The following is a 19,186-nucleotide window of genomic DNA, read 5'->3' on the forward strand; positions in this document are numbered from 1 at the left end:
GGTCTGGTTCTAGACCTGCGAGATCTCGACCGACTCCAGCACAACCGGCTCGATCGGCCGGTCGCCGCCAGCGGTCGGGACGGCGGCGATCTCGTCGACGACGGCGCGCGACTCGTCGTCCGCGACCTCGCCGAAAATGGTGTGCTTGCCCTGCAGCCACGGCGTGGGATCGGTCGTGATGAAGAACTGGGAGCCGTTGGTGCCTTCCGTCTGCCCGGTGATGGCGTTCCGACGCAGACCGGCGTTCGCCATGGCGAGCTTGTACGGGGCACGGAAGTCGAGGTCGCCCGAGATCTCGTCATTGAACGTGTAACCGGGGCCGCCGACGCCCTGTCCGAGCGGATCGCCGCCCTGGATCATGAAGCCGGGGATGATGCGGTGGAAGACGACGTCTTTGTACAGGGGGCCCTCGCCCGGCTTGCCCGTGGCGGGGTGGGTCCACGACCCGGAACCGTCGGCGAGACCGATGAAGTTCTGCACCGTTCGCGGTGCGTGGTCACCGTAGAGGTTGACGACGATGTCGCCGTGGTTGGTGTGCAAGGTGGCAACGGCGGTGTGCTGAGGCATGCGTACATTCTCTCAGAGTTCTGTGCAACCCCTCGCGTGGCCGTCGTGGTCTGGCAAGATGGGACATTCAGATCCTCATCGATTAGGGAGGGCCCCGTGAGCCTCAGCCGGAAGCGTAAGAAGGAACTCCGCAAGCTGCAGGATTCTGCGAGCAGACTGTGGGAGACCCAGCAGGTCCTCGTTGGAGAAGCCGCGGGCATCGCCCGTGAGGCGGGTCGCCAGCTCGGCAACTACCGCCGCGAGCAGGTCGTGCCGACCGTGCAGGCCAAGTACGGCGAGACGCTGGCGCCGGTCGTCTCCAAGACGAAGAACATCTTCGACGAGCGCGTCGTCCCCACGGTCGGAACCGCATGGGGCTCCGCCCTCTCGGTTCTGGATGCCGCGAACGAGGTCCGCCAGCGTGCCGCCGCTGGTCGTGGCATCGACCTGGCGCCGTTCAAGAAGGTCTCTCCGGTCGTCGCCGCGCCGGCACCCAAGGGCATCGGCGTCGGTGGAGTCGTCGCGATCGTGCTCGGCGTCGCCGCAGCCGTCGGCGTGGTGTACGCCGCATGGCAGACGCTCCGCGCGGATGACGAGCTCTGGGTAGCGGATGATCCGCTGCGCGCGCCCGACGCGTGACATCGGATCCCGAGGACGTCGAATCGGCTGAAGAGCCGGTCGAAGACCCCGTTCGGCGCGTCCGCGAAGCGGCCGCCGAGCGGGGTCTCACCATTGAGATCCGCGAGCGTCCGGCCGCCCGCAGTCTGCCCGAGGCGGCGGAGCTCCTCGGCCTGCGTCCGGCGGACATCGTCAAGACGCTCGTCGTGAAGAGGGCCGACGACACCTATCTGTTCGCCCTCGTGCCGGGGGATCGCGCCATCTCATGGCCGAAGCTGCGGCAGGTCGTCGGCGTCAACAAGCTGCAGCTCCCCGAGCCCGAGCGCGCCCTGGCTGCCACCGGTTATGCCCGCGGCACCATCGTGCCGATCGGAAGCACCAACGAGTGGCCCGTCTTCGCCGACGAGCGGATCGTGGGGGAGCGGATCGCCATGGGCGCGGGCGCCCACGGCTACAGCCTCTTCGTCGACGCCGACGATCTCGTGCGGGCCTACGGTGCGACGGTGGCCGACATCTCGCAAGAGATCACAGAAGGCCGGCCATCTTGAGGGCTACGTCGACGAGCTTGACGCGCTGAAGCCCGCTCACCTGTTCGAGGGTGAACCACTCCGCCCGGTCTGTGGAGCCGTCCTGCTCGTTGCGGAGCCTTCCCCCAGTGATCCGCGCGCGGTAGATGATGCGCAGCGCCTGGAGCGGCTCCGTGGCGTCGGGCTGCACCCGCCGGTTGGTGGGGATCACTCGAGAGTGGATGCCGAGCAGGTCGACGATCTTGACCCGGTATCCGGTCTCCTCGCGCACCTCGCGCCGTGCCGCCATCTCGGGGTCTTCGCCGGGCTCCAGGCCGCCGCCGGGCATCGTCCAGGCGGCGCGGCGGCCCTCGTTCCAGTGAGCGAGCAGGACCCGGCCTTCGTCATCGGTGACGACGGCGTAGGCGGCGACGCGCAGGTCCATGGTTCACACCCTAACCGCGGCGCTCCCCGGCAGACGAGGAGTGCCGCGGGAAGGAAGACCAGCCCGCAGTGCTGGAAGATCAGCCCTGTAGTGCAGCGGCCGGACTCGTCGGCACGCGCCGGAAGGCGCGCCGCTGACGGTACCGCCCGATGGCGATGATGCCTGCGCCGATTGCCACGAACGCCAGGAAGATCGCCGAGATGTAGAGAAGCGCGGATCCCCATCCGCCGGCGCCATGCGGGTCGAGGAACGGGTAGGGGTACCACCACGCCGTCTCGCCGGCCGGGTCGACCACCAGCTCGCCGCGCACCATCGTGTGCACCAGCCACGCGAGCGGGTAGGCCGCGAGCGCCGGGAGGCTCGACCATGACAGGCCGCGGCGACGCCTTGCGAAGAGGAGATCGGCGAGGAAGTACAGCGGCAGCACCACGTGAAGCACCTCGACGGCGTAGGAGTCCATCATCGCGATACCAGGTGAGTCGCCCAGGGCGGCCACGGAAGGCTCCCCGCGCAGAAGCACGTTGTACACGACGCCGAGCAGCAGGATCGGGCCCGTGGCGATCGCCATCCCCAGAGCGATCGCCCGCGGCTCGGTCGAGACATCGGGATGCAGTCGCCACCACGCCGCGGCGGCGGTGAGCGCCGCGACGCTGAGCAGCGTCGAGACGATAGTGAACAGACTGAAGTAGTTGGCGAGCACGAGCGGCAGATCCTGCTCCCGCCTCGTGGCGCGATCCACGTTCACCACGAATCCAGCGGCTACCCCTGACAGGCCGGCGGCCGCAGCCCCGAGCCTCAACCATGACCAGAACATGAGATTCCCCCCAGGAGTCGGACTACGGTGTCCGACGTATGTGAGGCAGGTTTATCGGCTCCCGGCGGCGGGGGCGCAAACTATAGCGGCGTGCGAAGAGAAAGCAAGGATGCGGTGGCGCATTCCTTGTGCGCCTTCTACATACTGTCCCCCATACGGAGGACGTGATCTACAAATCGGGCGCCTGTCCCCCTCTTGGGGGACAGAATCTGGCCCAAGACAGGAGCGGTCAGAGGCCGGACGAAACCGCATTCAGCAGTTCCGCCACATCGAGTCCCGCGGCCGGGGCATCCACCCGGTGAGTCAGCAGCACCACACAGGCGCCCGCATCGGGCAGCATCCAGAACTCCGCCCCCGCCCAGCCGGCGTGGCCGTAGACGTCGCGTGCGAGCATGCCCGGAGCACGCCGCAGCAGGTTCCAGGACAGCCCCCATTCCTGACCCCGCTCGGCAGGATACGGCTCCAGCTTCGGGAGTCCGCCCGTGCGCGGCTCCAGCGACGCGGACAGTGCGAGGGGAGTGACGATCGCCCCGTCGTCGGCGATCAGCGACCGCCCGATGGCGAGCAGGTCGGCCGCACGGCCGTACAGGCCGGCCCCGGGATGCCGCAACGACGCGAATCGAGCGGGGTCGAAGTCTCCACGGCCATGCACCCGGTGCGGCTCGGAGACCGGGTCGAAGGCGATCCCTGCGGCCGACACGGCGGAGAAGGCTTCGCGCAGCCCCTCGTCCAGGCTCATGCCCGTGGCGTCCTCGACGAGCACACGCACGCCCTCGAAGGCGAGCGATGAGTACCGCGTTGCGCTGCCTGGGGCGAAGTCCGAGCCGGCCTTGCGAAGAACGTCGAGCAGCGGACCCTGGACATCGAACGCCGGCTCGGAGAGGCCGCTCGTGTGGCTGAGCAGGTGGTGCAGTCGCACCGGCGAGCGTCCGAGCCCCCGCAGCTCGGGGATGACCCGATCGAGCGGAGCCTCGAGCGAGAGCCGTCCCCGCTCGACGGCCCGCAGGGCGACCAGTCCGACGAGCGGCTTGGTGACCGAGAACAGCGGGTAGACATCGTCCGGCGTCGCCGCACGCCGGCCGTCGGACCCGTATGCCCGGATGTCGATGATCTCTTCGGCCGTGGCGATACCCAGAACGGCCGTGGGAAGGATTCCCCGCTCGACTTGACGCTCGGCCCAGTCGAACGCGGGGGTGAACTGCATGTGGAGCCTAGGAGAATCGAACTCCTGACATCCTGCTTGCAAAGCAGGCGCTCTACCAACTGAGCTAAGGCCCCTGAGGCGAGGTGGTGGGGGTACCAGGACTTGAACCTGGGACCTCTTCATTATCAGTGAAGCGCTCTAACCGCCTGAGCTATACCCCCGTCAACCTCCAAGACTTTACCTGAAGGTTTCGGTTTCGAGAAACCGGCCCTAGTTCGAGGTGAACCCCACCAGGAGACCGCCGGTGATCTTGACCGCGAGATTGTAGATGCCGGCGACCACGGCGCCCAGGACCGTCACGACGATGAGGTTGAGGATGGCGACGACGGCCGCGAAGGCCATCACCTGGGGGAGCCCGACGAAGGACTGGATCGAGATGCCGTCCGAGAAGCTCTGGAAGAACTCGTCGACTTGGGCGACCAGGCCGGTGGTCTGCACCACCGTGTAGACGAGGAAGAACGTGACGACCGTGACGATCGCGAGGGCGACGGCGGCGAGGAACGAAAGCTTCACAGCCGACCAGAAGTCGATATAGACCAGGCGCAGGCGCACCTGCTTCGAACTGGACTTGCTGGTGGACTTCTTGGCGAGCTTGTCGGCTACGGTGCTCATGCGTCAGTACTTTCCTCGGGGATGTCGGTGGAGGCTTCGACCTCATCGGCTGCATCGTCGGCAGCTTCGGCTGCTATGGCCAGGCCGCGCTCTCCGTTGCGAGCGATCGCGATGATTCGATCCTCGTCGCCGGCGCGTGCAAACACGACGCCCATGGTGTCGCGGCCCTTGGCGGGGACCTCGGCCACGGCAGAGCGTACCACCTTGCCGCTGGCAAGAACCACCAAGACCTCGTCGTCCTCTCCCACGATCAGACCGCCGGCGAGCACCCCGCGATCATCGTTCAGGCGTGCGACCTTGATGCCGATCCCGCCTCGGCTCTGGCCGCGGTACTGGTCGACGGAGGTGCGCTTCGCGTAGCCGCCCTCGGTGACGACGAAGACGTAGCCCTGATCCCTGACCACCGAGGCGGAGAGCAGGCTGTCGTGTCCGCGGAACGACATTCCCTTCACTCCCTCGGTGGAGCGCCCCATCGGGCGCAGCGACTCGTCGGACGCGGTGAAGCGCAGCGACATGCCGTGCCGGCTGATCAGCAGGATGCCATCGCCCTCCTCGACGAGCATCGCGCTCGTCACCTCGTCGTCTTCGCGCAGCTTGATGGCGATGACGCCGCCCTGCCGGTTCGTGTCGTATTCGGCCAGACGCGTCTTCTTGATGAGGCCGCCCCGGGTAGCCAGCACGAGATACGTCGCGACGGAGTAGTCGCGGATGTCGAGGATCTGGGCGATCTCCTCGCCCGGCTGCAGGGCGAGCAGGTTCGCGACGTGCTGACCCTTGGCGTCGCGGCCCGCCTCGCCCACCTCGTAGGCCTTGATGCGATACACGCGGCCCTTGGTGGTGAAGAACAGCAGCCAGTGGTGCGTGGTGGTCACGAAGAAGTGCTCCACCACGTCGTCCGCGCGCAGCTGGGCGCCCTTGACGCCCTTTCCGCCGCGGTGCTGCGACCGGTAATTGTCACTGCGCGTGCGCTTGATGTACCCGTCGCGGGTGACGGTGAGCACCATCTCCTCTTCGGGAATGAGGTCCTCGTGCGACATGTCGCCGTCGTAGCCGGGCAGGATCTGCGTGCGGCGGTCATCGCCGAAGCGGTCGACGATGCCGACGAGCTCGTCGCGGATGATGGTGCGCTGACGCGCCGGGTCCGCCAGGATCGCCTTGAAGTCCGCGATCTGCGCCTCGAGGTCCGTGGCCTCGTCGATGATCTTCTGGCGCTCCAGGGCCGCCAGGCGACGCAGCTGCATCGCGAGGATCGCATCGGCCTGGATGTCGTCGATCTCGAGCAAGGACTTCAGGCCCTCGCGGGCGTCGTCCACCGTCGGCGAGCGGCGGATCAGCGCGATCACGTCGTCGAGCGCGTCCAGCGCCTTGAGGTAGCCGCGCAGGATGTGCATGCGCTCTTCCGCCTTGCGAAGGCGGAACCGCGTGCGCCGGACGATGACCTCGATCTGGTGATCGATCCAGTGCGTGATGAACCCGTCGAGGGGCAGCGTGCGCGGCACGCCGTCGACGATCGCGAGCATGTTCGCGCCGAAGTTCTCCTGCAGCTGAGTGTGCTTGTACAGGTTGTTCAGCACGACCTTGGCGACGGCATCCCGCTTCAGCACGATCACGAGGCGCTGACCGGTGCGCCCGGACGACTCGTCGCGGATGTCGGCGATACCGGTGATCCTGCCCTCGCGCGCGAGGTCGCTGATCTTCACGGCGACATTGTCGGGGTTCACCTGATACGGCAGCTCGGTGATCACGAGGCAGGTGCGGCCCTGCACCTCTTCGACGTTGACCACGGCTCGCATCGTGATGGAGCCCCGACCGGTGCGGTAGGCGTCCTTGATGCCGCGCGTGCCGAGGATCTGCGCGTGCGTCGGGAAGTCCGGCCCGGGGATCCGCTCCATGAGGGCCTCGAGCAGCTCCTCGCGCGTGGCCTCGGGGTTCTCGAGCGCCCAGAGTGCGCCGTTGGAGACCTCTCGGAGGTTGTGCGGCGGGATGTTGGTCGCCATGCCGACCGCGATGCCGACCGAGCCGTTGACCAGCAGGTTCGGGAAGCGCGAAGGGAGCACGACGGGCTCCTGCGTCTGGCCGTCGTAGTTGTCCTGGAAGTCGACGGTGTCTTCCTCGATGTCGCGCACCATCTCGAGCGCGAGCGGGGCCATCTTCGTCTCGGTGTACCGGGGCGCGGCGGCGCCCTGGTTGCCCGGAGAGCCGAAGTTTCCCTGACCGAGGGCCAGCGGGTACCGCAGCGACCACGGCTGCACGAGGCGGACCAGGGCGTCGTAGATCGGCGCATCGCCGTGCGGGTGGTAGTGGCCCATGACTTCGCCCACCACACGCGCGCACTTGGAGAACGACTTGTCTGGACGGAACCCGCCGTCGTACATCGCGTAGATCACACGGCGGTGCACGGGCTTCAGACCGTCCTCGACGCGCGGCAGTGCGCGGCCGATGATCACGCTCATCGCATAGTCGAGGTAGCTGCGCTGCATCTCGGCCTGCAGATCGATCTGGTCGATGCGGCCGTGGTTGTGCTCGGGGACGGCGGGTCGTTCTGCGTCAGTCATGTTCTTCGTTTCGTTCGATGTGCTGGGGGCCGGCTCCGCGATGCTCCTGCTGAGGCAAGAGCGGGGCCCCTACCCCGATTGCCTCAGCGGGAGCATCGCTGCGCCGGCGTGCGCGTCGTGCGGTGCGGAGATGGCGGGGGTGCGACCCCGCGTCTGCCTCGCTGGGGCTGGAAGGGGGGTGTCAGATGTCAAGGAACCGGACGTCCTTGGCGTTGCGCTGGATGAAGCCGCGGCGCGATTCGACGTCTTCGCCCATCAGGATCGTGAAGATCTCGTCGGCGGCGGCCGCGTCGTCGATCGTCACCTGGCGGAGCGTGCGGGTCTCCGGATCCATGGTGGTCTCCCACAGCTCCTTGTCGTTCATCTCGCCGAGACCCTTGTAGCGCTGGATGCCGTTGTCCTTCGGGATGCGCTTGCCTCCGGCGATGCCCTCCGTGAGGAGCGCATCGCGTTCACGGTCGCTGTAGACGTACTCGTGCGGGGAGTTCGACCATTTCAGCCGGAACAGCGGCGGCTGCGCGAGGTACACGAACCCCGCCTCGATGAGCCCGCGCATGTAGCGGAACAGAAGCGTCAGCAGGAGCGTGGTGATGTGCTGACCGTCGACGTCGGCATCCGCCATCAGGACGATCTTGTGGTAGCGGGCCTTGCCGATGTCGAACTCTTCGCCGATGCCCGTGCCGAAGGCCTGGATCATCGCCTGCACCTCTTTGTTGCCGAGGGCCCGGTCGAGCCGCGCGCGCTCGACGTTCAGGATCTTGCCGCGGAGCGCCAGGATCGCCTGGGTGTGCGGATCCCGGCCCTGCACCGCCGAGCCACCGGCCGAGTCGCCCTCGACGAGGAAGATCTCGCTGATCGACGGGTCCTTGCTGGTGCAGTCCTTGAGCTTGTCGGGCATCGCCGCGCTCTCGAAGACGCTCTTGCGCCGGGCGGTCTCCCGGGCCTTGCGCGCCGCGAGGCGCGCGGTAGCCGCGTCGATCGCCTTGCGCACGATGTTCTTGGCCTGCGCCGGGTTGCGATCGAACCAGTCGCCGAGGCGGTCGCCCACGACCTTCTGCACGAACGCCTTGGCCTCGGTGTTGCCCAGCTTCGTCTTCGTCTGCCCCTCGAACTGCGGCTCGGAGAGCTTCACGGAGATGACAGCGGTCAGCCCCTCCCGCACGTCGTCGCCCGAGAGGTTCTCGTCCTTCTCCTTGAGCAGACCCTGCGCTCGCGCGTACTTGTTCACGAGCGTCGTGAGCGCGGCGCGGAATCCCTCTTCGTGCGTGCCGCCCTCGTGCGTGTTGATCGTGTTGGCGTAGGTGAAGACGTTCTCGGTGTAGCCGGTGGTCCACTGCATCGCGACCTCGAGCGCGATCTTGCGCTCGGTGTCCTCCGAATCGAAGTCGATGACGTCTTCGTTGACGTGCTCCGCCTTGCGCACCCGGTTGAGGTACTCGACGTAGTCCACGAGACCGCGTTCGTAGAGGAAGCTGTCGTTCGGCTGCTGCAGGACGACCTGGCCCGGTTCTGTCTCCTCGTCGTAGGCCGAGGACGGGCGCTCGTCGCGCAGATCGATGCGCAGGCCCTTGTTCAGGAATGCCATCTGCTGGAAGCGGGTGCGCAGCGTGTCGTACTCGAAGTCGACCGATTCGAAGATCGCGGGGTCTGGCCAGAAGGTGATCGTGGTGCCGGTCTCGGTGCTCTCCTCGGCCCGCTCCAGCGGGGCCTGGGGAACCCCGCCGTCACGGTAGGACTGACGCCAGACGTATCCCTGTCGACGCACCTCCACCTCCAAGCGCGTGGAGAGGGCGTTCACGACCGACGAACCGACGCCGTGCAGGCCGCCGGAGACGGCGTACCCGCCGCCGCCGAACTTGCCACCGGCGTGCAGCACGGTGAGCACCACCTCGACGGTCGACCGTCCCTCGATCTTGTGGATGTCGACCGGGATGCCGCGTCCGTTGTCCACGACGCGCACGCCGCCGTCCGGCAGGATCGTCACGTCGATGAGGTTGCAGTAGCCGGCGAGCGCCTCGTCGACGGAGTTGTCGACGATCTCCTGCACCAGGTGATGCAGGCCCCGAGGTCCGGTGGAGCCGATGTACATGCCAGGGCGCTTGCGCACCGCTTCGAGACCCTCGAGCACCTGGATCTCATCGGCCCCGTAGTCCGCGTGGATTCTCTCGGCTGGCAGTTCTTCTGCGGTGCGCTGATCGAGGTCTTCGGACAGGCTGTCGGGGGTCTGAGACGTCATATTCTCGGCGCACTCCACATCGTTATTCGGGGCCGCTCCAGTCTATCAACTATCGGCCGCAGCACGTGCGCTATAAGCCCCTGTGGCGCGATGGAATCGACCTGGGGAGGAAACGACGTGTCTCAACCGTAGGTATCGCGCGGGCCACGGCCTGGAATGGCTCTGGGACCCCATTTCCAGGAGGGGACGTCAGGCCCGACGAAGCGCACCGCCGTCACCTCGGCATCCGGGTGTCGCGACAGGATCTGCGAGAGGATCTGCGAGCGCATCAGCTGCAGCTGCTTCGCCCACGCCGTGGAGTCGCACCGGATCGTCAATATTCCGTCGCTGAGGGCCACCGGCTGAGCATGCCGGGCGGTGTCCTCGCCGGCGACATCCTTCCACTGGAGCACGAGGTCTTCGCGCGCCAGCTGGGGAACCCACCCCGACTCCCGTGTCAGGTCGCTCAGCGCATCGCCGAGGCCCTTCGGGTCGCGACCAGGAGTGAAGGGCGCGTTCTCGTCATCGACGGCACCACGCCACCGGCGCCGGCGGACAGCGGCCGCACTGGGCTCGAGCCCCCGCAGGCGCAGGTAGGTGGCGATGGTCTCCGGCACCGCATCAGTGGCGCCCTGACCGAGCGGGCCGCGGCGCGACGAATCCATCACGAAGCCTCCTCCACGATCCGGCCGGCCTCGACGCGGACGACCCGAGCGGCCAATGCCTGAGGCACATCCTCCTCCACCGCGGCCGTCACCACCACCTGCTCGTAGCCGGCGGCCAGCGAGGCCAGCCGGGCCCGGCGATCGGTGTCGAGCTCCGCGAAGACGTCGTCGAGGATCAGCACGGGGTCCCCGGCAGGGGAGTCGGCACGCAGCAGCTCGGCCGATGCGAGACGCAGCGCGAGCGCGACCGACCACGACTCGCCGTGCGACGCATATCCCTTGACGGGAAGACCGCGCACGCGCAGTACGAGGTCGTCGCGATGCGGTCCGACCATCGTGAGTCCCCTCTCGAGCTCTGCCGACCGCTTGGCAGCGAGCGCGGAGCGGAAGAGCTCGGCGGTGGATGCGTCCGCACTCGGGGCCTCCGAGGGATCGCCGTCCTCCGGATCGGCGCCGCGCACCGACAGCGACCACTCCAGCCGGGGTTCGTGGTCGGCACCCGCGATGGCCGAGTACGACCGGGAGACCGGTTCGGCCAGCTCGTCGGCCAGCGCGCTGCGCGCGTCGATGATCTCCGATCCGAGCGCCACGAGCTTGTCATCCCAGACGTCGAGGGTCGAGAGGCCTTCCCCCCGAACGCCCCGCGCTCGTGCGGACTTGAGCAGGGCGGTGCGCTGCCGGAGAACGCGGTCGTAGTCGGCGAGCACTCCCGCCATCCGCGGCCGGCGCTGCACGAGCAGCTGATCCACGAACCGCCTTCTCGTCGACGGGTCACCGCGCACGATCTGCAGATCCTCCGGTGCGAAGAGCACCACGTGCGCGTAGCGGGGCAGCTCGGCCGGCTTGACGGGGGCGCCGCCCACCCGCGCCTTGTTCGAACCCTGGCGGTTGAGCTGCACTTCGAGCGTCACCTTGCGGTCACCGTGCGCGAGGCGGGCGCGGATGATCGCGGCATCCCGGCCCTCCCGCACCATCGGCGCATCGTTCGACACCCTATGCGAACCCAGCGTCGCGAGGTAGGCGATCGCCTCGGCCAGGTTCGTCTTGCCCTGACCGTTCCTCCCGACGAAGACGTTCGGACCGCCGTGGAGGTCGACCTCGGCGGCCGCATAGTTGCGGAAGTCCACCAGGCTCAGATGCTCCACGATCACTGCGTCAGACTACCCGTGGCCTGTGACGTCGCCGGCGGCCCTGAGCGTGCGCGTCTACGCCCCGAGCCGCGGCACGGTCCCTGAGCCGCGGCACGGTCCCTGAGCCTGTCGAAGGGTCGACGCCTCGACAAGCTCGGCGACCGGAGGGGTCGACGCCTCGACAAGCTCGGCGACCGGAGGGGTCGACGCCTCGAGAGGCGCGGCGACCGGAAGGGTCAGCGCAGCAGGAGGTTCGGCTGCAACAGGTACTTGAACGTGTCGGCACCCGCCTTGTCGACGGATGTCTGGCTCGTGATCAGCACCGGGCTCAGCTTGTTGGCGTTGTCGCTCGATGTGAACGTGATCCGCACGAACTCGCTCTTCACGGCCGTGAGCGCCTCGAGCAGGTACTGCGGGTTGAGCCCCAGCGTCACATCATCGCCGATGAGGTGCGCATCCACCGTTTCGGAGGCGCGGGCCTGCTCGCCGCCGGAGGCATCCATCGTCACTCCATCGGTGGTGAAGCTGAAGCGCAGCGGCGCCGAGCGATCGAGCACCAGCGACACACGACGGACGGCCTCGGCCAGCTCGGCGGTGTTGACGACGGCGTGGTGATCGGTCTGGTCGGGGAAGAGTCGGCGAACGGGCGGGAAGTTGCCCTTGATCAGCAGCGAGGTGACGGTCTTGTTCCCGGCGGTGAAGGCGATGATCTCGCGATCGCCCGAGCCGGAGAATGCGATCGAGATGTCGCCGCTGTGCGCGAAGGTCTTGCCGACTTCCTGAAGGGTGCGGGCCGGGACGAGCGCGTTCGTGGACTCTTCTGTTCCGCCGTCCCAAGGGATGTCGCGCAGAGCGACGCGGTATCGGTCGGTGGCCACGAGACTCAGCTGCTGGCCGGTCACCTCGAGCTGCACGCCGGTGAGGACGGGAGTGACATCATCGCGCGAGGCGGCGAAGGCGACCTGCGCGATCGCGGTGCCGAAATCGTCGGCGGGAACGAGGCCGGACTCGCCGGAGACCTCCGGAATGGCCGGGTACTCCTGGACGGGCATCGAGGCGAGCGTGAACCGGGCCGAACCGCAGGAGAGTGCGATCCCGCCGTCGTCGTCGACCGAGACCTGGATCGGCGCGTTCGGCAGGCGGCTTGCGATCTCCGAGAGCAGCCGGCCGTGCACGAGGATGGTGCCGGGTTCGTCCACCGTCGCTTCGATCGTCGTGCGAGCCGACGCCTCGTAGTCGAACGCCGACAGCGACAGCCCGTTATCGGTGGCCTCGATCAGGACTCCGGCGAGGATCGGCTGAGGGTTGCGCTGCGGAAGCAGCTTGACGACGAATGACACCGCTTCGCTGAAGACGTCGCGATTGACGTGGAACCTCACTGGCGCTCCCTTGCCGTCCTGGGCCATGGCTCTCCCATGCTAGTGCCCACCGCCCGCGCCGCCAGGCCGTCGACACTGTCGCCCTTGAGGTGATCGAACGGGGATTTCATTGAAGGGACTCGTTAATGGTCTTAACGCCTGTGGATACTGTGGATAAGTCGGTGGAAGCCTGTCGGGACACCGGAACTACACGCGTGTGAGATGTGGAAGCGGTGCGGACAGGCCCCCGATCGACCATCCGCCCTCCTGGCGTCGAGGACCTCGGTTTCCACAGGAGTGCACAGCGGGCCGGCCCGCTGCACGACTTATCCACAAGTTATCCACATTGTGAAGAACCGCATATTGGCCCGTCCCGGGGCGCGTGTCAAGCGCGGCTTCGCGCATATGGCGTACGAGGGCGTGCGCGCCGCGGCATCCGCTGGCCAGCGTGTCGCCGGCGAGCGGAATGGATCGAAAAGCGCCTCAGCGAGGCAGGCGGCCGAGCTGCGTCGTGATCTCGGTGACCTGGTTGTAGAGCGAGCGGCGCTCCTTCATCAGGTCGCTGATCTTCTTGTACGCGTACATCACCGTCGTGTGATCCCGGTTGCCGAACAGCTGACCGATCTTCGGAAGAGAGAGGCTGGTCCGCTCCCTGCACAGGTACATCGCGATCTGTCGCGCCGTGGCGACCGCCTGCGAGCGGCTCGACCCGTACAGGTCGTCGACGGTGAGCTTGAAGTAGGCGGCCGTCGCATTGATGATGTCGGTCGGAGAGACGACGTTGTCCTCGGCCTGGTCGATGATGTCGCGGAGCACCGTCTGGGCCAGCGACATGTCGAGCGTCGAACGATTGAGGCTCGCGAAGGCCGACACCCGGATGAGGGCGCCCTCGAGCTCCCGGATGTTGGACGAGACGACCGTCGCGATGTATTCCAGGACCTCATCCGGGATCTGCAGGCGCTCGCTCTGGGCCTTCTTCCGAAGGATGGCGATGCGGGTCTCGAGGTCGGGTGCCTGCACATCGGTGATGAGGCCCCACTCGAAGCGGCTGCGCATGCGGTCCTCGAACCCCGTCAGATGCTTCGGCGCCACGTCGCTCGTGATCACGACCTGCTTGTCGTGATCGTGCAGCGTGTTGAAGGTGTGGAAGAACGCCTCCTGCGTCTCGGCTCGTCCCTGCAGGAATTGGATGTCGTCGATGAGCAGGATGTCGACATCCCGGTAGCGCGCCTGGAAGGCGGAGCCCCGGTTGTTGGCGATCGAGTTGATGAAGTCGTTCGTGAATTCCTCGCTCGACACGTACCGCACCCGGACGCCGGTGTAGAGGCTGAGCGCGTAGTCGCCGATGGCGTGCAGCAGGTGCGTCTTGCCGAGCCCCGAGTCGCCGTAGATGAAGAGCGGGTTATACGCCTTCGCCGGCGCTTCGGCGACGGCCACCGCGGCGGCGTGGGCGAAGCGGTTGGACTGGCCGATCACGAAGTTGTCGAAGGTGTACTTCGGATTCAGGCGCGTGTCGCTGCGGGACGAGAAGGACGCGGGCGGGTCGGCGACCGGCTGCTCCCGCGTGGCCGGGGACCTCTCCTCGTGGACAGGGAGCTGCGCCGACATGTGATTGCCCGCGAGCTCTGGATTCACCACGACCCGGAACGTGCTGGCCGCCGGGTCCATCTCGATGCGGGCCAGGGCCTCCATGATCGGCGCCCGCATGCGCTTGTTGATCTGCGCTGCGGTGAGGTCGTTCGGCACATCGAGATAGAGGGTGCCGCCCATGACGCCCTGCGGCACGGCGAGATTCAGGAATCCCTGCATCTGCGGGCTGACGCGATCGTCGCCGTCGAGGTGACCGAGCACGGCCGACCAGATCGGAACATCTGGAACTTGGTGCTGAGACATGGCCCCCCCGGGTGTTGTGGCACCCACGACTGGAAACGGATCGATCACGCGAGCCTGTGGATAACTGCCTGTGACACGGTAGCCAGCCGTCCCGACAGAGCAAAATCCACTGTAGGTGTCGCCCGCGTGTCCCTGCCAGGGGTACAGGATGAGATTGTGGATAATGCACCACGCGGGCTGTCGGTTTGCGATGACCGGAGCTAGGACGTAGCCTTACTTAGTTGACTTATGCCTTCGAGGCAGTTTCCCCGTCCACGATGTCTCCGGCTGCAGCGATCCCGGTGACAGCATCTCCGGAGTGATCCAATGACCAAGCGCACCTACCAGCCCAACACCCGTCGCCGGGCCAAGAAGCACGGCTTCCGCGCTCGCATGCGTACGCGTGCCGGTCGTGGCATCCTGGCCGCTCGTCGCGCCAAGGGCCGCACCGAGCTTTCCGCGTAGACCCACCCGGTGCTCTCGAGGCCGAATCGAATCACCCGCGGAGCCGATTACAAAGCGGTCGTCCGGCGGGGCGCTCGATGCGCGGGCGCTCACACGGTCACGTACGTTCGGGCATCCGATGACGACCATGCGGTGCGGTTCGGCTTCATCGTGAGCAAGCAGGTCGGCTCAGCAGTCACACGCAACACCGTCCGCCGTCGCCTCAAGGCGCTCTGTCTTCGGGAGCTGCCCGGCGTTCGGGCCGGATCGGACATCGTCATCCGGGCACTGCCTTCCGCCGCGACGGCCGACTTCGCGGTGTTGCACGCAGAGGTCGCGCGCTGTCTCGCTCGGAGAGCGGCATGAGCGCCACCCTTCCGTCCGCGTCGACCGGGAACGCCCGGCTCGCGGCATCCGATTTCTTGCACTTCCTGCCCCTTGTTCCGCGCAATGCGGCGTTGAGCCTTCTCCATGGTTACCGTGCGACCATTTCGCATACGTATGGGGACGTGTGCAAGTACTACCCATCGTGTTCGGCCTATGCCGTCGGCGCCGTGCAGCAGCACGGAGCGATGAAGGGATCCGCGATGGCGGCAGCGCGGATCGCACGGTGCCACCCGTGGGCGAAGGGCGGCGTCGATGACGTGCCTCTCCACAAGAACTTCCGGTACGACCTCACCCCGCACGGTTACGTCGTACCTGTTTCCCCGAGAAAGGACTGATCCGTGCCGGATCTGATCGGAATCATCCTCTGGCCCCTCAAGTGGGTCGTCGAGCTCGTGCTGGTCTTCTGGCACTGGCTCTTCACCGCCATGGGCCTGCCGGCCGCGGCCGGCATCACCTGGGTGCTCGCGATCATCGGCCTGGTGCTGGTCGTCCGTTCCGCGCTCATTCCGCTCTTCGTGAAGCAGATCAAGAGCCAGCGAAAGATGATGGAAATTGCCCCTGAACTGCGAAAAGTTCAGGAGAAGTACAAAGGCAAGAAGGATCAGCTCTCTCGTGAGGCCATGAGCCGCGAGACGATGGCCCTGTATAAGAAGCACGGCACGAGCCCGGTCTCGGGATGCCTGCCACTCCTGGTGCAGATGCCCATCTTCTTCGCCCTGTTCAGCGTTCTGAACGACGTGACGAAGCATGCCGCCGCAGGCATCGGTGGCGTGGGACCCATGACACCGGCGCTCACCGAGGAGTTCTACAACGCCAAGCTCTTCGGCGTGGCCTCGCTGCACGACACCCTCGTCGGTGCGTGGGAGGCCCAGGACACCGGGTGGCAGGTCACCGTCGGCATCCTGCTCACACTCGTCGTGCTGATGATCCTGTCCCAGTTCTTCACCCAGTTGCAGATCATCTCGAAGAACCTCTCCCCCGAGGCGAAGACCGGCCAGGCCTACCAGATGCAGAAGATCATGCTCTACATCCTGCCGCTGGCCTTCATCTTCTCGGGTGTCTTCTTCCCGCTGGGCGTCGTCATCTACTGGTTCACGAGCAACCTGTGGACGATGGGTCAGCAGTTCCTCGTCATCCGCAACATGCCGACTCCCGGATCCGACGCGGCCAAGATGCGCGAGGAGCGGCTCGCTCGCAAGGGCAAAGCCCTCGACGCGACCGGCAAGGTCATCCCGATGGAGAAGTACCAGGCCGAGCAGCAGCGGCTGTTCGAGGAGGCCGAGCGTGCACGTGCCGCTACGCCGAAGCGCCAGCAGCCCGTCGGCAAGCAGCGCGCCAAGAAGCAGGGCGCGAAGCCCGCGGCGCCCGGAGCCGTGAAGCCTCCCGCGAAGGATGCCGGCGGCGGTGCGGCCGCCCAAGGCACCGGCTCCTGATCTGTCACTCCCCCAAGAAGGAACTCGCATGAACTCCACGCCCGAGATCGTGAACGACGGCCCCCTAGCGGGGTCCGATCGCGTCAGTGCGACGGTCGCCCAGCTCGAAGAGGAAGGCGACATCGCCGCCGACTACCTCGAAGGTCTTCTCGACATCGCCGACATCGACGGTGACCTGGAGATGGATGTGCGCCAAGGGCGCGCGTACGTCTCGGTCGAGGCGGATGACGACGCCTTGCGCCTCATCTCCGACCCGGACACCGTCCAGGCGCTGCAGGAGCTGACGAGGCTCGCGGTGCAGAGCAAGACCGGGCGGTTCTCCCGGGTCATCCTGGATGTGGGCGGCTCGCGCGACGCGCGTCAGCAGGAACTCGAGGACCTCGTCTCACGCGCAGTGGCGCGCATCGAAGAGGGAGCCACCCAGGCCTCGCTCCCGGCGATGTCGAGCTACGAGCGCAAGCTGGTGCACGATATCGTGGCCGACCGCGGCTTCGTTTCCGAGTCCTACGGCGAAGGCGCTGACCGCCACACGGTCATCAGTCGCGGCTGAACCGTTTCACACGACATGGTGAGCGAACTCGAGCAGGAACCCGCGGCCGCGGCGACGATCTTCGGCGGTCGCGTCGACGCGGCGCGCCGGTTCACCGAGGCGCTCGCCGAGCACGGCGAAGAGCGCGGCCTGATCGGCCCCCTCGAGCTTCCGCGCCTGTGGAGCCGGCACGTGCTCAACAGTGCAATCGCTGCGCCTCTGTTCTCGGGACGCGTCGGCGACGTGGGGTCCGGGGCTGGTCTGCCCGGGCTCGTGCTGGCGATCGCCCGACCGGACGTGCGCTGGGTGCTCATAGAGCCGATGGAGCGAAGAGTGGCGTGGCTGCGCGAGCAGGTCGAGTCCCTGGAGCTCGACAACGTCGAGGTCGTGCGCGGCCGTGCAGAGGACTGGAAGGAAGGGCCGGTGCTGGATGCGGTGACGGCGCGCGCGGTGAGCGCGCTCCGAACGCTCATTCCCCTCACCGCTCCCCTCGTCCGCGATGGCGGCGAGCTCATTCTCCTGAAGGGCGCCGGCGCGCCCGGTGAGATCGGCGCAGCGGAGAAGCAGATCCGCAAGTTCAAGCTGACGAACACCCGCGTCGAGCTGCTCGGCGAAGGCGTGCTCGAGGAGCCGACTCGCGTGGTCCGTGCGACGGTGGGGGCGTAGCCCGGCTGTTCCTTGACGACGGGTGGCTGTTTCACGTGAAACGCAGGGCGCCGGGTCGCCGTCTGCGGAGCCATTTCGCGCTGAGGCAGCCCTTGCGTACGTGGGGAGACCGCAATTGCCGGCTTGTCGTTTGACGCCCCTTCGAGGCTTGGCTCAGTTCCTGGTCGGTCCCGAGAGGCCCGGTCGCTGAGCGGGCGAAGTGAGACGAAGCGCCCAATCCCGCCGAAGACCGAAGCCATGGGGTGCGCTGCCTCTTCTTTCACAACGTAAGCGCATCTTCGTGCGTGTGGCGATGTCTTGGAGGGCTGCCGCAACGAAAACAACGCGGTGAACTCGCAAGCCGCGGACGCTCTGCCGATGTTCCACGTGAAACGGCCGCTCTGGGCGTGAAACCGCCACCGCCGGTCCCTTCAGCGAGCGTACCCATCCCGCGCGGGCGCTCAGAGGGCGTACCAACTCCCGGTCGCTAAGCCAGCGGACCATCCCGCGGTCGCCGAGCCGGCGTACCAACTCCCGGTCGCTGAGCGAGTGTACCCATCCGGCGGTCAGCGAGCGGGCGTAACAACCGCCGGTCGCTGAGCAGCGAAGCGAAACGAGGCGCGTAGTGGATGCGATGCCCCTTAGGGCTCCTCGAGACCGCAGTCCAGCCGAAGCGGTCATCGCTGACCCCTCACTCGGAAGAGCCTCCGCGGTGCAGCGCCTTCGCCAGGCGCATGGTGAATGAGGTTGACACCGGCGCCTTCGGTGTCGTGGGCCCGAGCTCCCATGCACGCAGCGATCTGCAGCCGTGACCTGCGGCGAGCGGGAGGAAAGATCGGTGCGTTGCGTATAGCGCCCTGCGGTGACGTTTCACGTGAAACAAGGTTTTGCTGGGGAACCCGCGGCTGTCTGTTCACGGGGAACGCGGGCATGACAGGTAGCGGGTTCATTGGTCGTGCTCGACGGCTACAAATCAAGGTCATTGCTCGTCACATTCGCGGGGGCCCTGCCCAAGCCTGCCGGCGCCCAGGCGGGGGAAGCGCCGCACGCCAGTGGGAGGCGCCGTGCTGACCATTTCATGAATGCGCGACCGTTGCGTGAGCCTATGCCGCAGTCGCACTCCTCTCCGACGACGAATGTTTCACGTGAAACGCCCATCCGGCGGCGGTTACGGACTCGGCGAGGGGAAGTCGAGCGCAAGAAGTAGA

The 19,186-nt window shown here is 66.9% G+C and carries 19 protein-coding genes and 2 tRNA genes; 8 read left to right on the top strand and 13 right to left on the bottom strand.

The window, feature by feature from the left end; all coding sequences use genetic code 11:
• Window positions 1–9: 9 nt before the first annotated feature.
• Window positions 10–567, bottom strand: a complete 558-nt coding sequence (locus ACLQ2Q_RS17500; RefSeq protein WP_425822217.1) for a peptidylprolyl isomerase — start codon at window positions 565–567, stop codon at window positions 10–12.
• Between the two features lie 96 nt (window positions 568–663).
• Here ACLQ2Q_RS17500 and ACLQ2Q_RS17505 point away from each other — a divergent pair, with 96 nt between their 5' ends.
• Complete coding sequence (locus ACLQ2Q_RS17505) at window positions 664–1,185, top strand: DNA helicase (protein ID WP_425822219.1); 522 nt, start codon at window positions 664–666, stop codon at window positions 1,183–1,185.
• A 92-nt stretch (window positions 1,186–1,277) separates the two neighbouring features.
• Window positions 1,278–1,712, top strand: a complete 435-nt coding sequence (locus ACLQ2Q_RS17510) for an aminoacyl-tRNA deacylase (RefSeq protein WP_425822334.1) — start codon at window positions 1,278–1,280, stop codon at window positions 1,710–1,712.
• On the opposite strand, the gene ACLQ2Q_RS17515 is transcribed toward ACLQ2Q_RS17510, so the two are convergent.
• The 12 genes from ACLQ2Q_RS17515 to dnaA form a co-directional block, all read right to left on the bottom strand.
• A complete protein-coding gene (locus ACLQ2Q_RS17515) occupies window positions 1,690–2,115 on the bottom strand; it encodes an NUDIX hydrolase (RefSeq protein WP_425822221.1) in 426 nt (141 codons plus the stop codon). The two genes, ACLQ2Q_RS17510 and ACLQ2Q_RS17515, sit on opposite strands and share 23 nt — an antisense overlap.
• 79 nt (window positions 2,116–2,194) lie before the next feature.
• Window positions 2,195–2,863 (bottom strand): Pr6Pr family membrane protein, encoded by a 669-nt coding sequence (locus tag ACLQ2Q_RS17520; protein ID WP_425822223.1) that lies wholly within the window; start codon window positions 2,861–2,863, stop codon window positions 2,195–2,197.
• Window positions 2,864–3,158: 295 nt separating this feature from the next.
• Entirely contained in the window at window positions 3,159–4,133 is a 975-nt protein-coding gene (locus tag ACLQ2Q_RS17525) for a serine hydrolase domain-containing protein (RefSeq protein WP_425822225.1), read from the bottom strand.
• Window position 4,134: 1 nt separating this feature from the next.
• Window positions 4,135–4,207 (bottom strand) — tRNA-Ala (locus ACLQ2Q_RS17530).
• Between the two features lie 10 nt (window positions 4,208–4,217).
• A tRNA-Ile gene (locus ACLQ2Q_RS17535) sits at window positions 4,218–4,294 on the bottom strand.
• Window positions 4,295–4,343: 49 nt separating this feature from the next.
• Entirely contained in the window at window positions 4,344–4,745 is a 402-nt protein-coding gene (locus ACLQ2Q_RS17540; protein WP_425822227.1) for a DUF3566 domain-containing protein, read from the bottom strand.
• Complete coding sequence (gene gyrA / locus ACLQ2Q_RS17545; protein WP_425822229.1) at window positions 4,742–7,300, bottom strand: DNA gyrase subunit A; 2,559 nt, start codon at window positions 7,298–7,300, stop codon at window positions 4,742–4,744. Before gyrA ends, ACLQ2Q_RS17540 begins: the two co-directional genes overlap by 4 nt.
• 181 nt (window positions 7,301–7,481) lie before the next feature.
• Window positions 7,482–9,536 (bottom strand): DNA topoisomerase (ATP-hydrolyzing) subunit B, encoded by a 2,055-nt coding sequence (gene gyrB / locus ACLQ2Q_RS17550; protein ID WP_425822231.1) that lies wholly within the window; start codon window positions 9,534–9,536, stop codon window positions 7,482–7,484.
• A 122-nt stretch (window positions 9,537–9,658) separates the two neighbouring features.
• On the bottom strand, window positions 9,659–10,180 hold the full coding sequence (locus ACLQ2Q_RS17555; RefSeq protein ID WP_425822233.1) for a DUF721 domain-containing protein: 522 nt from the start codon (window positions 10,178–10,180) through the stop codon (window positions 9,659–9,661).
• On the bottom strand, window positions 10,180–11,331 hold the full coding sequence (gene recF / locus ACLQ2Q_RS17560) for a DNA replication/repair protein RecF (RefSeq protein ID WP_425822235.1): 1,152 nt from the start codon (window positions 11,329–11,331) through the stop codon (window positions 10,180–10,182). Before recF ends, ACLQ2Q_RS17555 begins: the two co-directional genes overlap by 1 nt.
• A 215-nt stretch (window positions 11,332–11,546) precedes the next feature.
• Window positions 11,547–12,689, bottom strand: a complete 1,143-nt coding sequence (gene dnaN / locus ACLQ2Q_RS17565; protein ID WP_425822336.1) for a DNA polymerase III subunit beta — start codon at window positions 12,687–12,689, stop codon at window positions 11,547–11,549.
• A gap of 462 nt (window positions 12,690–13,151) precedes the next feature.
• A complete protein-coding gene (gene dnaA, locus ACLQ2Q_RS17570; RefSeq protein ID WP_425822237.1) occupies window positions 13,152–14,561 on the bottom strand; it encodes a chromosomal replication initiator protein DnaA in 1,410 nt (469 codons plus the stop codon).
• Between the two features lie 306 nt (window positions 14,562–14,867).
• On the opposite strand from dnaA, the gene rpmH reads away from it, so the two are divergent.
• Genes rpmH through rsmG form a run of 6 tightly spaced genes read left to right on the top strand, consistent with a single transcriptional unit; the run spans window position 14,868 to window position 17,999 of the window.
• A complete protein-coding gene (rpmH, locus tag ACLQ2Q_RS17575; RefSeq protein WP_325483440.1) occupies window positions 14,868–15,005 on the top strand; it encodes a 50S ribosomal protein L34 in 138 nt (45 codons plus the stop codon).
• Between the two features lie 9 nt (window positions 15,006–15,014).
• Window positions 15,015–15,350, top strand: a complete 336-nt coding sequence (rnpA, locus tag ACLQ2Q_RS17580; protein WP_425822239.1) for a ribonuclease P protein component — start codon at window positions 15,015–15,017, stop codon at window positions 15,348–15,350.
• A complete protein-coding gene (gene yidD / locus ACLQ2Q_RS17585) occupies window positions 15,347–15,706 on the top strand; it encodes a membrane protein insertion efficiency factor YidD (protein ID WP_425822241.1) in 360 nt (119 codons plus the stop codon). The genes rnpA and yidD overlap by 4 nt, the downstream gene beginning before the upstream one ends.
• A 3-nt stretch (window positions 15,707–15,709) precedes the next feature.
• Entirely contained in the window at window positions 15,710–16,804 is a 1,095-nt protein-coding gene (yidC, locus tag ACLQ2Q_RS17590) for a membrane protein insertase YidC (RefSeq protein ID WP_425822243.1), read from the top strand.
• Window positions 16,805–16,832: 28 nt separating this feature from the next.
• Window positions 16,833–17,354 (top strand): protein jag, encoded by a 522-nt coding sequence (locus tag ACLQ2Q_RS17595; RefSeq protein ID WP_425822245.1) that lies wholly within the window; start codon window positions 16,833–16,835, stop codon window positions 17,352–17,354.
• Between the two features lie 15 nt (window positions 17,355–17,369).
• Entirely contained in the window at window positions 17,370–17,999 is a 630-nt protein-coding gene (gene rsmG, locus ACLQ2Q_RS17600) for a 16S rRNA (guanine(527)-N(7))-methyltransferase RsmG (protein WP_425822247.1), read from the top strand.
• Window positions 18,000–19,186 lie beyond the last annotated feature (1,187 nt).

The sequence above is a fragment of the Microbacterium sp. DT81.1 genome (assembly GCF_049844955.1).
Classification (GTDB): domain Bacteria; phylum Actinomycetota; class Actinomycetes; order Actinomycetales; family Microbacteriaceae; genus Microbacterium.

Bases quoted from the DNA above. Each gene is read 5' to 3' on its own strand.
- ACLQ2Q_RS17500 (WP_425822217.1), bottom strand. From the start codon at position 567: ATGCCTCAGCACACCGCCGTTGCCACCTTGCACACCAACCACGGCGAC.
- ACLQ2Q_RS17515 (WP_425822221.1), bottom strand. From the start codon at position 2,115: ATGGACCTGCGCGTCGCCGCCTACGCCGTCGTCACCGATGACGAAGGC.
- ACLQ2Q_RS17525 (WP_425822225.1), bottom strand. From the start codon at position 4,133: ATGCAGTTCACCCCCGCGTTCGACTGGGCCGAGCGTCAAGTCGAGCGG.
- ACLQ2Q_RS17540 (WP_425822227.1), bottom strand. From the start codon at position 4,745: ATGAGCACCGTAGCCGACAAGCTCGCCAAGAAGTCCACCAGCAAGTCC.
- gyrA (WP_425822229.1), bottom strand. From the start codon at position 7,300: ATGACTGACGCAGAACGACCCGCCGTCCCCGAGCACAACCACGGCCGC.
- gyrB (WP_425822231.1), bottom strand. From the start codon at position 9,536: ATGACGTCTCAGACCCCCGACAGCCTGTCCGAAGACCTCGATCAGCGC.
- ACLQ2Q_RS17555 (WP_425822233.1), bottom strand. From the start codon at position 10,180: ATGGATTCGTCGCGCCGCGGCCCGCTCGGTCAGGGCGCCACTGATGCG.
- dnaA (WP_425822237.1), bottom strand. From the start codon at position 14,561: ATGTCTCAGCACCAAGTTCCAGATGTTCCGATCTGGTCGGCCGTGCTC.
- rpmH (WP_325483440.1), top strand. From the start codon at position 14,868: ATGACCAAGCGCACCTACCAGCCCAACACCCGTCGCCGGGCCAAGAAG.
- yidD (WP_425822241.1), top strand. From the start codon at position 15,347: ATGAGCGCCACCCTTCCGTCCGCGTCGACCGGGAACGCCCGGCTCGCG.
- ACLQ2Q_RS17595 (WP_425822245.1), top strand. From the start codon at position 16,833: ATGAACTCCACGCCCGAGATCGTGAACGACGGCCCCCTAGCGGGGTCC.
- rsmG (WP_425822247.1), top strand. From the start codon at position 17,370: ATGGTGAGCGAACTCGAGCAGGAACCCGCGGCCGCGGCGACGATCTTC.